The sequence below is a fragment of the Pleurocapsa sp. FMAR1 genome, assembly GCF_963665995.1.
In the GTDB taxonomy this organism is placed as follows: domain Bacteria; phylum Cyanobacteriota; class Cyanobacteriia; order Cyanobacteriales; family Xenococcaceae; genus Waterburya.
On the sequence record NZ_OY762512.1, the window covers coordinates 4,158,135 to 4,173,010 of the forward strand.

Below are 14,876 nucleotides of genomic sequence, written 5' to 3' on the forward strand. Positions count from 1 at the left end.
TTTCTCATTTTCAGGCTATTTTGGATAACATTCTTGTACTTTTTTTCGCTTAAATCCACGTAAATTGAATTTGTGGTCTAGAATCTTAAATAAAAATAGATAATTATAAAGTTTTATTAAGAGAGGATCAAAGTATGTACGTCGTGCAGATTGCCTCCGAATGCGCTCCTGTAATTAAAGCTGGCGGTTTAGGAGATGTGGTTTATGGGCTGAGTAGAGAATTAGAAAATCGCGGTAACTGTGTCGAACTAATTCTGCCGATGTATGACTGTATGAGATACGACCATATTTGGGGTTTGCACGAGGCATACAAAGATTTAGGTGTACCTTGGTATGGTGGCGAAATTAAATGTGATGTCTTCTGTGGTTGGGTACATGGCAGATTATGCTTTTTCATCCAGTCCAAAAGCCAAGATCAATTTTTTGATCGTGGTTATGTCTACGGTGGTGAAGATGATCCGATGCGCTTTGCTTTCTTTAGTAAAGCAGCGATGGAATTTTTGCTTAAGAGCAATAAACGTCCTGACATTATTCATTGTCATGACTGGCAAACTGGACTGATCCCCGTAATGCTATACGAAATGTATCAGTATCATGGTATGGAACGCCAAAGAGTTTGTTACACCATCCATAACTTTAGACATCAGGGCAATTGTGGCAACGAAATTTTAGAAGCCACAGGTTTAAATAGACCAGATTACTACTTCCACTACGATCGCCTGAGAGATAATTTTAATCCCTTTGCTTTAAACCTAATGAAAGGCGGGATCGTTTATGCCAATTATATAAACACCGTTTCTCCCCACCACGCCTGGGAAGCTCGCTTTACTGATGTTGGCTATGGCTTAGGTCATACTCTAGAAATTCATCAAAGCAAATTTAGTGGCATTCTTAACGGTATCGATTATAAGCTGTGGAATCCTAAATTAGATGAGCTTATCCCCTTTGAGTATGATGTAGATAGCTTGACTGACAAAGCCAAAAATACAAAAGCTTTGAGAGAGCGACTATTTTTGCAAGATGCCGATAAGCCTGTAATTGCCTACATAGGTCGTTTAGATCAGCAAAAAGGCGTACATTTAGTACATCATGCGATTTACTATGCTTTGCAACATAATGCTCAGTTTGTCTTATTGGGTTCGGGAACTTCGGCAGAGGTTAATAATCGCTTCCTCCATGAAAAATATTTCCTCAATGATAATCCTGACGTACATCTTGAAATTGGTTTTAATGAAGAACTAGCTCATCTGATTTATTCAGGGGCAAATATGATCGTTGTTCCCAGTAACTTTGAACCCTGCGGACTAACTCAGTTAATTAGCTTAAAATACGGCACAGTACCTATTGTGCGGGGTGTTGGTGGCTTGCTAAGTACTGTTTTTGACCGCGATCATGACCCAGATCATGCTCCCGAAAAACGCAATGGCTATGTCTTTTATCAGATGGACAACCATGCTTTAGAATCAGCTATGGAAAGAGCGATCGGCTTGTATTACGATTATCCCAAAGAATTTGAGCAGTTAGTCCAGCAGGGCATGGAATGCGACTATTCTTGGAAGAATGCTGGAGCGCAATACCTCAATATCTATGATTCTATTCGTTATCAATACAGCTAATTTATTTAACTAGTTGTACTTTAAGAAAATAGCGATTGTCTTCAATGTCAAATAAATATATTTTGAGTCAAAAAAGGCAATCGCCTTGGGGACAAATCAGGCTTTTGTATAGCCTATTTTGATTGACCAGGAGGAATAAAACGAATCTCAATTCTTCGTCTAGTCTCATCTGGTTTTCGGTCAAGGGGTGCTAGTCTACCTGAAGGTAAATATAATTGTGCTGCGGAATAGGCTCTAAATTCCACATTTTGTAGTCCAGTATTTTGCAATTCTTGCACTACTGCTAGGGATCTCATTAATCCTAAATCTGCGTTTGAACCTGCTAATAATTTACTGACTGGTTGTGTACCCTGGGCAACAGTTTCTAAGGTTTTATCGAGGTTACTATTTTGTTTTGTACCTTCACCATCAGTGTGTCCAATTATTTGAATAAAATCAATTTCTCTTGATTGTAAAATTTTACTTATGTCTGGACTAATTTTTGTTGATATATAATTTTTTAGCTGTGGATTTAATTCTGCACTTCCTGACTTGAATTTAAAATTTCCTGAGCTTTCATCTATAACAATTGGCGATGCTGATTGTAGACGTTTATTCGCCTCTTCTAAATCTTTATTTAATTTCAGTGACTGAAATAGTACAAGTAGCAGTAATAGACATAATATCATAAAAGCATTAGACATCAAATCGGTAAATGATTGAAAAATGCTGCTTGATTCTATTTGTTTTGGGGACGTATACAAAGAGCGTCTAGACATATTTTGTCTCTTAAGAAGAAGATACGAAAGAGTAATTGGTTTCAGGTCAAAAGTAATTTTTTTATTTCGCGCAGAGACGCTAATAGGTGGTTGTTTTTGAGTTAAAAGTTGATTTAAAGAATTTTATTGAATTTTTCGGTTAGGCTTTTGATTTGCTGGTTATAGGTATTTATTTGCTGATTGGCTTTATTGGTTATGTTATTACCTAAATTGTTAAGATCCCAGTTCATTTGTTGTTCGTGTTTCTCGATCGCCTTGATTAGTTTTGCTATTTCTGAGGGTATAGTATTGATTTGCTTTATTAAGTTGGATATTTCTTGAAGGTTATTTTGCGCTCGCTGTTCAAAACTATTTAATAAGCGATCGCTTATTATACCAATACCGCTTAGATTGGAATTTGCTTGTTTTCCTTGTTGTTCTGAGATGTTAGCTAAGTTAGATAAGTTAGAGTTTATTGATTGGAAGATATTTATTAGTTTTGCTGTCTCTGCTTGAGTTTGTTGTAAAGAATTAAGATTATGATTAATTCCAGATGTCAATTTTTGTAATTCGACAAGATTATTACCTGTTTGTTTCTCAAAGCTTTTAAATATTCTTTCTCCCAAGTTATTAAGACTAGTATCAACTTGCTGTTTGTGTCGATCTAGGCTTGTTACCATACGTCCTAATTCAGATCGAATATTATTAAAACTAGCAATCTCTTGTTGAATATTGCGCTCGCTTTTTTCTAGTAAATCACTCGATTTCTGATTTAGGCTATTTACTTGCTCAATTAAACTGTTGGTTTCTTGGGTAGAGGTATTAATATTATCGATCGCCCTACCCAAAGCATCACTAGACTGATGTAAAATTGCGGTTGATTCGTTAAATTGTTGTGGGATAGTGATTAGTTCATTAGTAGCAGTAGTTAGCTTATCGGCGAAGTCACTTTGTTTAAATGTTTCTGCTGCTTCGATAAAGCCTACTGCACTATCTTGTAATTTGTTAGAGGCGGTTTGTAATTGAGTATAAACTTGTTTAGCTAAATCTGTTGCTTGTTGATGACCTTCACTAATTTTCTGGACTCGATCGCCCAAAAAAGCTGTAGACTGAGAAAAAGACTTTTGAGTGTGAGCTAAATCTGTCGTAATACTTTCTAAGTTTTCTGAAAACTTACTGGCTTCTATTTTTTCTGCACCTTGCAAATATAGTCTAGAGCCTGATTCTATTTTGTAAGCTGAAGTTTCAAACTTAGGTACTATTTCGCATACGGTTTCCATCTGTTGTTTTAAACTATATGCTGATTCTTGAAAACTATCGGTACTTGCAGCCATTGTGCTAGATATATCGTTAAACCTGTTAACCATACTATCGACATTATTTTGAAAACCTTGATTAGCAGCTACCATTTTGTTTGCAGCATCACCTATAGTAGTTTCTAATACCTGTCCGACTTTTTCATGAAATCGTTCTAGAAATTCTTGTTGTTGTGTTACCATGCGATCGACAGCTTTATCTAAACGAGTATCACCCTGAACATGAATTTTAAAAATGTTATCTAAATAGTCTTCTAGTGAACTAATTAAAAGAGATTTGGCGAAGTTGGTATTGTAGCGTAAATTAATTCCAATAAGAATTGAACTACAGGCGATCGCAATCAAACTAGTAGAAAATGCTATTCCCATACTTTGTAAAGGTTTTTGCAATTGCTGTATTAAATCACTAACACCAATATCTGTTCCATTTGGATTAAAGTTTATCGTTTGACTTAGGTTATACAAGTTAGAACTAATACCAATAAAAGTACCTAATAATCCAAAGGCTAATAGTAAATTAGGCAATGTCTGGCAAAAATAATCCCATTGTTCGCAACGCAGAGATATCCTCCAAAAGTTTAATCTTTCTTGACTATATAAACCATCGATTAAAGCCATAGTATTTACTTGTTCGAGTTTCTGGCTTGCTTGTTTGAATCTAGCTTCTAAGTTATCTACAATTTGTGGTTGTTTTCCTCGGCTTTCATAAGTTAGTAACCTCGATACCTTATTTGCCGAACCAATTAAATATCGATAAAGAGAGTGACGTAGTAAAACAGCAAAAATAGTCGGTAAGATAACTAAAATAACCGTCAGTAACATTAAAGAAGGTGGAAAAATATTTAAGATATTTAGCATAGCTTTTAGAGGATTAGTAATTTATTTTTTATTAGTTGAGTAACTAGGTTTAAAAATACAAATCTAGTATTTCTTTTTCCTTGGCTTTAAATCCTGCTTCTGTAATTACTCCCGTATCCCTTAATTTTTTAAGCTGCGCTAGTTTAGCAATTATTTCTGTATTATTTTTGGATGAATCATCATTATCAATTTCTGCATCCAAAATCTCATTCTGATTTGCTTTTGGTTCGATAACTTCAGTCGATATTTGATTATCATCATCTATAGTCGTAGTGGTTGCCGATAGCCTTTGTCGATCTTGAGAGGATAGAGAAGGTGAACCGAGTGCCTTTTGTTGATTAAACTTCTCTTCCATACGTCGCCAGAAACGATTAATGATTCCTTCTTGAGCTTTTGTATCCAGGGTTTCTCTTGTACCGACGACAGTTTCTTTGTATAGATAATTGGGATCGTCTTCTGGTAACTCATCGACTACGGCGACAAATTCTCGCAGCTTTGGTAAATAGTATGATTCCCATTTATTCGGGCTGTTGGTAATATCGTCGATCGCCTTATCTAATTCCCCATTCAAAGCCACCGCCATATCTTTGACGTTTGCTAGTTGTTCTAAAGCCTCATCCCAAACGCTACTGAGGGTATTTACTTGATGTGTATCTCGCAGGCGATCGTAATATTGCAACTCATGTAAACCCGTCTGCTGGTTATAGGGAAGTAAGCCAAAGGCTAGAGAGGGATAAAAGATATCCTGTAGCTGTCTCATTTCTCGCGCATCAGGAGGAATGATATCAGTAAACATAATGCGATAATCGTTATGTAGAAAGGTTTTACCATAACCTCTCTGGTTTAAATAATGTCTCCGCATTTGTTCTAAGCCTTGAATTAGCCTTAAAGGAAAAGCACCGTAGTGGCGAACAAACACAACTTCATCTTCAGCTTGAATGGGTTTGAACCAACTATCTTGAATACCTATATCATTTTTGAGAATATTTTTGAGTTGAGTAACCTCGCGGTTATCGGTGTCTTTAAAGCCAATACTTATATGAATTTTGCTTTCTAGAATTGGATCGAAGTAAGGATCGTTAATATTTAGGGGTAATAAAGGTTCGGCTTCTCTCCATATTTGTTCGAGACGGGTTGCACGATCGCTTAAAGAGTAGTTTTCTAGAAACCGTTTAATTGCCGACTGTACCCGATCTAAACTACGGGAACTAAATAAACCATCAACAATTAAATTAATTTCTTCAATTAATTGGGTTTCGTCAATTAAACTAGCATCGAGACAGGTAAAAAGTGATTCTTCTACACCAATCTTTTCAGTAATTTTGTTTGTAACTAAAGCAAGCTGCGAAATGCGATCGCGATCGGGTAATAGACTTTGATAGCAACTATCGCTATCTGCATCGGCAAAGATTGCTTCTCCGCTCATTTCATCGGTGTTTAATTGTTTTAGTTCTTTTTCTTTTTTGTCATATGCTTGCTGAACGTTTTGCAGCTGGTTATAAAAGTTGCTGGCTTTGGTATTTAAGTCGTTGACGTACTGCTGAAGATTTTTGACTATATCTAATGTTTCACGGGTTAATACAAAATCGAAGTTGTGTTTGATTAATTTATTAACTTCCCCAACAATCTGTTTGGCTTCTTCTTGAAACTGGCTGTTTTTTTTCTTTTTATTGAAAGATAACAAGCCACCTTTACTTTCAATATCTTCAATAGTTTGGGCTGCATCGAGCCATTTTCTCTCAATCTCTTCCAGGCTGTGAATTTTACCATTCCCGTTTACTCTATCTTCTATATTTCGATAGGATTTATTTAGTTCAGTAGTTAAAGCTTCTAACCAAGCACGGGTATTAGCCAAACAAAAGTCAGGTTGATTGGGATGAAGCAGGGTCATTAAAAAGCGATCGATATCTTTAGTTAATTTTCGTGTAATTTCCTCGCGAGCTTGTTTAATATTAGTCAGCCAAACTCCACGATTACTTTCGCTCTCTCCTGGTTGAACCTTATGAAATTGTTCGCGAATTGCTTTAGGTAATTGAGTAATTAAATTCTCGCGATCGTCTTTAGTTTCGCATTCGGCAATACTACTTTCCAAACCATTACGCCAGCTACTCAAAGCATTACTAAAGGTCTTGTTTCCATCAGTAGTTGCTTGACGCAGTTTATTAATTAATCCCTCTTGTTTATCCCCCTCTGTATACCATTGATTCAAAAATCTTTCTAGCAATATTTTGGCATCGGGGCTTTGTCCTTCTCCCTGTAGCCAATACTTAACTAGTTTAAGTTTGATTCTATTTAAAGATACCTGTACTGCAATATCGCGAGGAAAATATATTTTTGCCAGACCAAAAGAAAGGTAACGCTGTACATTAGGACGAGGATGTTTATCTAGCTCAATAAAATGCTCTAAATAGTTATCTCTATCTGAGGTAACGGCTGAAGATAATTCTCCAGCAAAAATAAGATTAATTTTATGAGCAATAATATTACACAGTTTGGCTTTTTCCAAAATACGATAATCACTATTAGTACGATTGGATATTAAATAAACATAATCAAAAGGTGGACGTTCTTCTTCTACGTACTGAAGATTGTGTAAGTCATAATAAGCTTTAAACTTAGTTCCCACAGTTGCATAATAATTTAATTCTTTTAGTGCAGCGTAAGTATTAGCATTCATACTTGGAGTATTACCATAAAGTTCGGGACTAGTTACTAAATAACCACTAATTTGTGTCTCGATACCGCCATACATCTTTTGTAAGAAATAAGCAGTATCTAAAAATATTCCGCTACCCGTACCGCCACATAAAGAACCAACGACAAAAATGCTTAACTTATTATCAATAACTAACCCCTGCTGGATTAATTTACCTTCATGTCCTAAAGTCTTTTTCTCGGCTGTTTCTATAGCAGTTTTAATCTGGCGATGATTATGAAAAAATGCCAATCTTCCTACAGGTCTAATTCCTTGTGCGCCTTCATCAATGGCTTTTAAATCTCTTAGTAGCTGTGGAGGAAACCAGCATTCAATATTTTTATAGACCCCTGGCGAACCTTCATAGTTACTAGATTTACGTCCCATTTCTTCCTTGAAGTTGCTAACTTCATTTCTGCTCATTGTTGCTGCAACTTTTTCGGCATTGCTAAAACGTAAATCGACCCCGTGATAAAAATTTCCCGTTCGTAACCCTGTAACATTGCTGCTAGCCTTATCCGTATCTATATGCACGAAACTAACTACAGGGAGTGCATCTAAACTGCCATATTTATCCACAATTAAACGACGAATACGCATCAAAACGTCTTTCCCTGTTCCCCCTAATCCAATACAGATAGTGCGTCTAATTTTTTGGCTTTGAGCTTCTGATTTAATATTCATAGGGCTTATTTAGTTAATTTAATAGCAAGGTCGAAGTTTTGATCTTTGAAAGGACAATTAAGCCTAAAACTATTACGTTCTATGGCTATATCTTTCTTTACCTCTTGTTCGCGATAGAAAACTGGTAGGCTCTTTGAGGGAGTCAAATAAAGACGATTTCCTTTTCTTTGTAAATAGCCTCTTACTTCATCACCAGGACAGAAAATAGCGTTTAAACTATCATCCCCAATCGCTATTTTTTGTTTATGTTTGAGATAGCAAACCTGTTCTTCTTTGTCCCCATCAGATTCAAAAGTAATTTTTAGTTTCCATCGTTTATTAAGACTTATTAAATACTTGAGCCAAAAACCGCCGATTCCTAATAAGATAATTCCTATCAGGGTGGGAAATAGTAGCAATTTGACGACATAGGGCGTTACCAAACAGGTTTCTTTACCTCCAGGTGCGGGCGTACAAAATTCCTGTACAGTAGGGGCAATATCAACTACTGAAAGCTGATAGGTGCGGTTGTTGTCGGTGGTAATAGTTTGCGATCGCTCTTTAATAGGTAAAGCATCTAACCAACTTTGTCTTTCTTGACTAGCAGAACTTTCAGCACGGCGAAAAGAACTATTAGCAGGGGTTTCAATCCAGGTAGCTGAATCTATTCCAGGCTGAGTTAATAAGGGCGCATCTGTTAGCCAGACAATAGACTGGGGCTTTAATGCAGTATTATCCGCCAGACGACACTGGTTAAGCTGTGCCAGTCCACGATAGGTAAACAACTCCGCATTTTGAATATCGGTGTTGCTGAGGTTAATTTGCGACTCAAAAGGTAGAATATTTAGAATCTGTTCGATATCTGCTGGTTTACCCTTAAATTTAATTCCACGCTGCTGTGTTAAAGGATTAATATCTGGTTGTAGAGGATTAATCTGGGAGGCGAAAGGAACAACGTAAACAGTATCCCCAGACTGCAAACTATCCTCAATAATTTGAGTTAAACGCAAACGCCCTTCCGCGTTTAAACCAACGCTTTCAGTCAGGTCGATTGCCATTACAACATCTCGTCCACCGTAGATACGAGAAGCTAGGTTTAATCCCAACTGTTGCCAAGACTTAACACTTTTTCCAGGAGCGATTGCGAAGCTAGCCGAAGGCATCGTTGTGCAGTTGTTTGTCAAAACTGTTTATCTACTAAAATAGGTCAGGCAAATCACTAATGTAATTACTGACAATCGTATTTTCAGATTTGAACAAACCACCACCAGGAATCTACTGACATTAAGGAAATTAGTGACGACCTTTGCTACAATACGGTATTTTCTACCTAGGGATTTCATACACAAAATCAACAAGTTATGCAACAAGATAATAGAAAGCCTCGGAGAATATTGATTACAGGGGGAGCAGGTTTTATTGGCTCTAATTTTGTTCATCATTGGTGCAACAGTTACCAAGGCGATCGCGTCGTGGTTTTAGATGCCTTAACCTATGCGGGGAATAAAGCTAATCTAGCGAGTTTAGAAAACAATTCTGATTTAAGGTTTGTTCAGGGAGATATATGCGATCGCACTTTGATCGATCATCTTCTAGAGTCAGAAAATATTGATACTGTGGCACACTTAGCTGCCGAATCTCATGTAGATCGCTCGATCATTGGTCCTGGAGCCTTTGTGCAAACTAACATGGTGGGAACTTTTACCCTCTTAGAAGCGTTTCGCCAACGCTGGAACAAAAGAGAGCAGCCAAATGACCGTTTTCTCCATGTTTCTACTGATGAAGTCTATGGCAGCTTAGAAGCTAACGATCCCGCCTTTACCGAAACCACACCCTATACTCCCAACAGTCCTTACTCGGCTTCTAAAGCGGGAAGCGATCATTTGGCGAGGGCATATTTCCATACCTACGGAATGCCGACGATGATCACTAACTGCTCCAATAATTATGGACCTTATCATTTCCCAGAAAAGCTGATCCCTTTAATGTGCATTAACATCCTCTTGGGTAAACCTCTACCTGTATATGGTGATGGGCAAAATATTCGCGACTGGCTTTATGTGGAAGATCACTGTCGTGCTTTAGATGTGGTGATTCATCAAGGTCAACCAGGAGAAACCTATAACGTTGGGGGAAATAACGAAGTTAAAAACATCGATTTGGTAGAGCAGCTATGCAGCCTAATGGATGAGCTTGCACCAGATTTACCCATTACTCCTGCTAAAAATCTGATTACCTTTGTCAAAGATCGTGCAGGACATGACCGTCGTTATGCCATTGATGCCAGCAAAATTAAACGGGAGCTAGGCTGGACTCCTCAAGAAACCGTTGCAGCAGGTTTGCGCCATACTGTGGAATGGTATTTAGCCAATCGCGATTGGTGGCAACCTTTGTTAAGCGACGAATACAAAAACTATTACGATCAGGTGTACGCAGAACCAAATCTAAGTTAAGTATTGAGATTAATTACACTAGTGGGCAAAAACAAGTTTTGATGTTAGATTCAGCGGTGTTATCTTCACCATTTCTTGTTTGTCCCCCTTAGTTTGAGTGTAAAAGTGGTTTACTTTCCTGTCTCGGTTGGGATGATTTTGGCAATATTACTTCGCTTAATTGAGATGGGGAGGCTGACCGCTAATGAATTTTTGATTCAAATTTGCTGTGGATAATTAGCGTTAATATGACGTGAGTTCGCATGGAAGAGTAGAGCTATTGCAAAGAGAGGTAAATGAAAAACCGTTTTTCGATGATCAGATTTTAGGTTTGAAAAATCAACAAATCTTTCAAAGGCTTTTCCATTATAGGTTATAAGTTATAGGTTATAGATTATAGGTTATAGGTTATAGATTACAGGTTATAGATTACAGGTTATAGGTTATAGGTTACAGGTTATAGGTTATAGGTTACAGCCCAGCTATTTCATGTTCATAACCCGAAAGTAGCGTTAATATGCTGCTTTGATTAGTTAGGGCATATTTTCAAATTTCTGACGATTGAAGACTGCAAATCGACTTTTCTCTTTACTAATAACGCAGATGATCCAGATAGATGAGGCTCAAGTTTGTTTAAATCAAGCGCAGATTTATTGGCAAAAGCAAGAGTGGCAATTAACAATTCAAGCCTGTGCTAAAGCACTTGCTTTAAATCAAAAACTAACGGACGCTTATAAGTTAATGGGTGATGCCCTCCAAAAAACAGGCAAAATCAAAGAAGCTCTTGGCTATTATCTTCAAGCAATCTCTATTGAGCCAAATTTTGCTGAAGTCTATGCCAATCTAGGCTTTCTCTACGCTAAACAAGAACAATGGTCACAAGCTATTGTCCATTATCAAAAAGCAATTCACGTTAAACCTGAACTGGTTGGCGTATACCGACAGCTAGCAAAGGTATATCAAAAGCTACAACAACCTGAAAAAGCCCAGGTTTATCTAACTCAAGCTGATGAAATAGAGAAAAGGTCAACCAAAGTTTTGTCTTCTAGTTTAGAACGCCAGCAATCTTCCACAAGCGTTATCAATTCAGTTCAATCTTTAGATGAATATTTACGACAGGGGCAACTATTAAAGCAACAGGGAGAATTTCAGCCTGCTTTAGAACAGTATTTCCAGGCAGCCAAACTCGAACCACGAAGAGTAAATACATATCGAGAAATCGTTGTTCTTTGTGAGCAATTAGAGTTATGGTCAGAAGCAGCCAAATATTGTCAGGTAATTTTGAAGCTAACTAATTCTGCTAGTTTAAACGCTTCTCAAACTAATCCTCAAGCTGTTACACCAGTACAAACTAATCGACAATCTTCTAAATTCTTTGCCCAAGAAGCCGAACAATACTACAGTTTAGGCACTCTGCATACTAAAAAAGAAGAATGGTCAGCAGCAGTTGAATCTTACCAAAAAGCGATCGCCTTAAACCCAAAAATGGCGAAGGCATATCGCGATTTAGCCCGCGCTCAAACTCAACTTGGAGACAAAAAACAGTCTGCTGAACATTTGTTAAAGGCTATTTCTTTGGACAATGAAAATGTAAGTGCTGCTGAGTATTTAGAGTTAGGCAAAAACCTAGTCAGTTGGGGCAACCAACAGTCAGCCCTTACCTGCTATCGTCGAGCTATAGCCAGACAGCCTGAGCTTATAGCTGCATATTTGGGTTTGGGAGAATTATTAGTGCAGATGGGAGCTATAAAAAAGGCGATCGCCTGCTACGTTGAGGCTTTAAAACATGGACAGGATGATCCTCAATTGTACTATCGTTTAGGTAGTCTTTATCGGCTGCAATCACAGTGGTCACAGGCGACTCTTTGTTATCAAAGAGCAACTCAATACGATGCTAAAAATAGTGCTGCCTTTCATCAGCTAGGAGAGGTTTTAACTCACCAAGAACTATGGTCAGAGGCTATTGTCGCTTATCGTCAGGCAATTGAGCTTAATTCTGATTTTTTCTGGTCATATAATAATTTGGGCTATGCTCTAATTCAGTTAGAACAATGGTCAGAAGCCATTACCATCTATCAACAGGCAATTAAACTTAATCCCCAATTTCCTTGGTCGTACTATAATCTAGCTGAAGCCTACGGCAAACTCGATCGCTGGGATCGGGCGGTGGACTTCTACCAACAGGCAGCTAAAATTCAGCCAGATCTGCCTAAAATTCAGCTAAAGTTGGGGGACGCGCTATTTCGCCGTAGTCAACAGGATCGAGAGGTGGCCCTAAAACATTTTCAGCTTGCTATTGAACAAAATCCTGACGATCCCGAAGTTTACCATCACGCCTTGGCAATTGATAAAACTAATCTGAAGTTTTATCTCAAACTGGGGGATATTTTAGTACGCTCAGGAGAAATAGATCAGGCAATCGTTACTTATCAGATGGCTTTGCAAATTCAGCCAAAAAACGGTGCAGCAATGGCACGTTTACAGGAAATTCTGCTGAAGCGACCCAACTGCAATGTCGGGCAATATATTAGCAATGTATCGACTGCTGTAGTTGAATATAGTCAGTCAGATTTAAAGTCCTTGGGGGCAGAACTACAGCAGATTTTGCCCCACAGTAACGAGCCTCAGGTTTCAATTATCATTCCTGTTTACAATCAGCTAAATTACACTCTAGACTGTTTAAAAGCGATCGCCACTAATGTCCATAAGTCTACGGCGATCGAGATTATCTTGGTTAATGACTGTTCTACGGATGAGACAAAAAAAATCTTAGAGCCAATTTCGGCAATTAACCTAGTTAACAATCAGTCCAATCAAGGCTTTATCTATTCTTGTAACCAAGGAGCATCCTTAGCTAAAGGCAAATATCTTTATTTCCTCAATAATGATACGCAAATCAAGCCTAACTGTATTGAAAGCCTAATCGAAGTCTTAGACCAAGATCATCAGGTAGGTGCAGTAGGTTCAAAATTAATTTATGCTCAAGGTGCTTTACAGGAGGCTGGGGGAATTATTTGGCAAGATGCTTCAGGCTGGAACTATGGCAGACAAGATAATGCCAATGCCCCTGAATATAATTATTTGCGTCCTGTAGACTACTGTTCGGCAGCCAGCTTAATGGTTAGGACAGAGATTTTTGAGCGACTTCAGGGTTTTGAACAGGATTTTGCCCCTGCTTACTATGAAGATACGGATCTTTGTTTTGCTATTCGTCACCAACTAGGGCTTAAGGTAATGTATCAGCCCAAGTCAGAGGTGATTCACTACGAGGGAATTAGTTCTGGTACTTCTACCAGTAGTGGTACTAAAAAATATCAGCTAGTCAATGGAGTTAAATTTCGACAAAAGTGGCAAGATGTTCTCAACGGTCAATATTTACCTAACACTGGCGTTGCCAATGTTCCTTTAGCCAGCAGGAAATATTTGGGCAACAAAACCATCCTAATTATCGATAGCTATATGCCTTGCTACGACAAGGAGTCTGGTTCTCGTCGTTTGTTTGAACTGCTAAAAATATTTAAATCTCTTAATTTTCACGTAATTTTTGCTGCGGATAATGGCTATAAAGCTGAACCATACACCTCAGTTATGGAGAATTTACAAATAGAAGTTCTTTATACTCAACAGGGTTACGGCAATACTATCGACCAACAAATAAACGAGCGATTATCTTTGATTGATGCGGCTTGGATTTGTCGCCCCGAACTAAATGAAAAGTACACATCATTAATTAAATCAAAACAGTCAATTAAAGTTATCTACGACACTATTGACTTGCACTATCTACGGTTAAAAAGAGCCTGGGAATTATCAGCAAAACAAAGCCCAGAGTCAGCAAAAGACTGGCAGCGAATGCAAGCCACAGAATTACGCCTAGCTTCGCAGGCAGATTTAACTATTACCGTAACTGCGATCGAACAAGAAATATTACAGGCACAGCTTGAACCAAAAACAATATCTACAGATAAAGTAGCCGTCGTGCCTAACATTCATTTTCCCTATCAAGGAGATATTCCTAGTTTTCATGAACGCTCAGGAATATTGTTTATCGGTAGCTATAATCATCCCCCCAATGTTGATGCAATTTTATGGTTATGCCAAAAGATCATGCCTCTGGTATGGCAAAAACAGCCTGATATTAAAGTAACTTTGCTTGGCAGTAACGTGACACCTGAAGTTAAAGCTTTAGCAGGGGATAAAATTACGGTGACTGGATATGTAGATGACGTTAGCTCCTATTTTTTAAGCCATAAGCTATCAGTTTCCCCGCTTCGCTATGGAGCAGGAATGAAAGGAAAAATAGGTCAGAGCTTAGAATATAGTTTGCCCGTAGTTTCGACTGAAATTGGCACCGAAGGCATGAATCTTCAGCCTGAACAAATTTTAGAGGCTAACAATACTGAAGACTTTGCTGAACAAATTTTACGACTTTATAATGATGTCAATCTTTGGAATAGCTTGTCTTTTAATTCTTGGCAAGCGATCGCACCTTATACCCCAGAAACAATCAAACAAAACATCAAAGAATTGATGCAGGGGTTAATTGAATAGTGAACTAC

Annotated in this window: 7 protein-coding genes; 3 read left to right on the top strand and 4 right to left on the bottom strand. The window is 37.9% G+C overall.

Annotated elements, in window-relative coordinates:
• Positions 1 to 134: 134 nt before the first annotated feature.
• Entirely contained in the window at positions 135 to 1,616 is a 1,482-nt protein-coding gene (gene glgA / locus SLP02_RS20310; RefSeq protein WP_319422537.1) for a glycogen synthase GlgA, read from the top strand.
• 113 nt (positions 1,617 to 1,729) lie between these two features.
• On the opposite strand, the gene SLP02_RS20315 is transcribed toward glgA, so the two are convergent.
• The 4 genes from SLP02_RS20315 to SLP02_RS20330 form a co-directional block, all read right to left on the bottom strand.
• On the bottom strand, positions 1,730 to 2,374 hold the full coding sequence (locus SLP02_RS20315) for a hypothetical protein (RefSeq protein ID WP_413467263.1): 645 nt from the start codon (positions 2,372 to 2,374) through the stop codon (positions 1,730 to 1,732).
• A gap of 113 nt (positions 2,375 to 2,487) precedes the next feature.
• On the bottom strand, positions 2,488 to 4,527 hold the full coding sequence (locus SLP02_RS20320; RefSeq protein ID WP_319422539.1) for a hypothetical protein: 2,040 nt from the start codon (positions 4,525 to 4,527) through the stop codon (positions 2,488 to 2,490).
• Positions 4,528 to 4,576: 49 nt separating this feature from the next.
• Positions 4,577 to 7,906: a tubulin-like doman-containing protein gene (locus tag SLP02_RS20325; protein WP_319422540.1), complete on the bottom strand. Its 3,330-nt coding sequence runs from the start codon at positions 7,904 to 7,906 to the stop codon at positions 4,577 to 4,579.
• 5 nt (positions 7,907 to 7,911) lie between these two features.
• Positions 7,912 to 9,069, bottom strand: coding sequence for a hypothetical protein (locus tag SLP02_RS20330; protein WP_319422541.1), 1,158 nt, complete (start codon positions 9,067 to 9,069; stop codon positions 7,912 to 7,914).
• A gap of 177 nt (positions 9,070 to 9,246) precedes the next feature.
• On the opposite strand from SLP02_RS20330, the gene rfbB reads away from it, so the two are divergent.
• Positions 9,247 to 10,338 (top strand): dTDP-glucose 4,6-dehydratase, encoded by a 1,092-nt coding sequence (rfbB, locus tag SLP02_RS20335; RefSeq protein ID WP_319422542.1) that lies wholly within the window; start codon positions 9,247 to 9,249, stop codon positions 10,336 to 10,338.
• Positions 10,339 to 10,920: 582 nt separating this feature from the next.
• On the top strand, positions 10,921 to 14,868 hold the full coding sequence (locus SLP02_RS20340) for a tetratricopeptide repeat protein (RefSeq protein WP_319422543.1): 3,948 nt from the start codon (positions 10,921 to 10,923) through the stop codon (positions 14,866 to 14,868).
• The last annotated feature ends 8 nt before the right edge of the window (positions 14,869 to 14,876 follow it).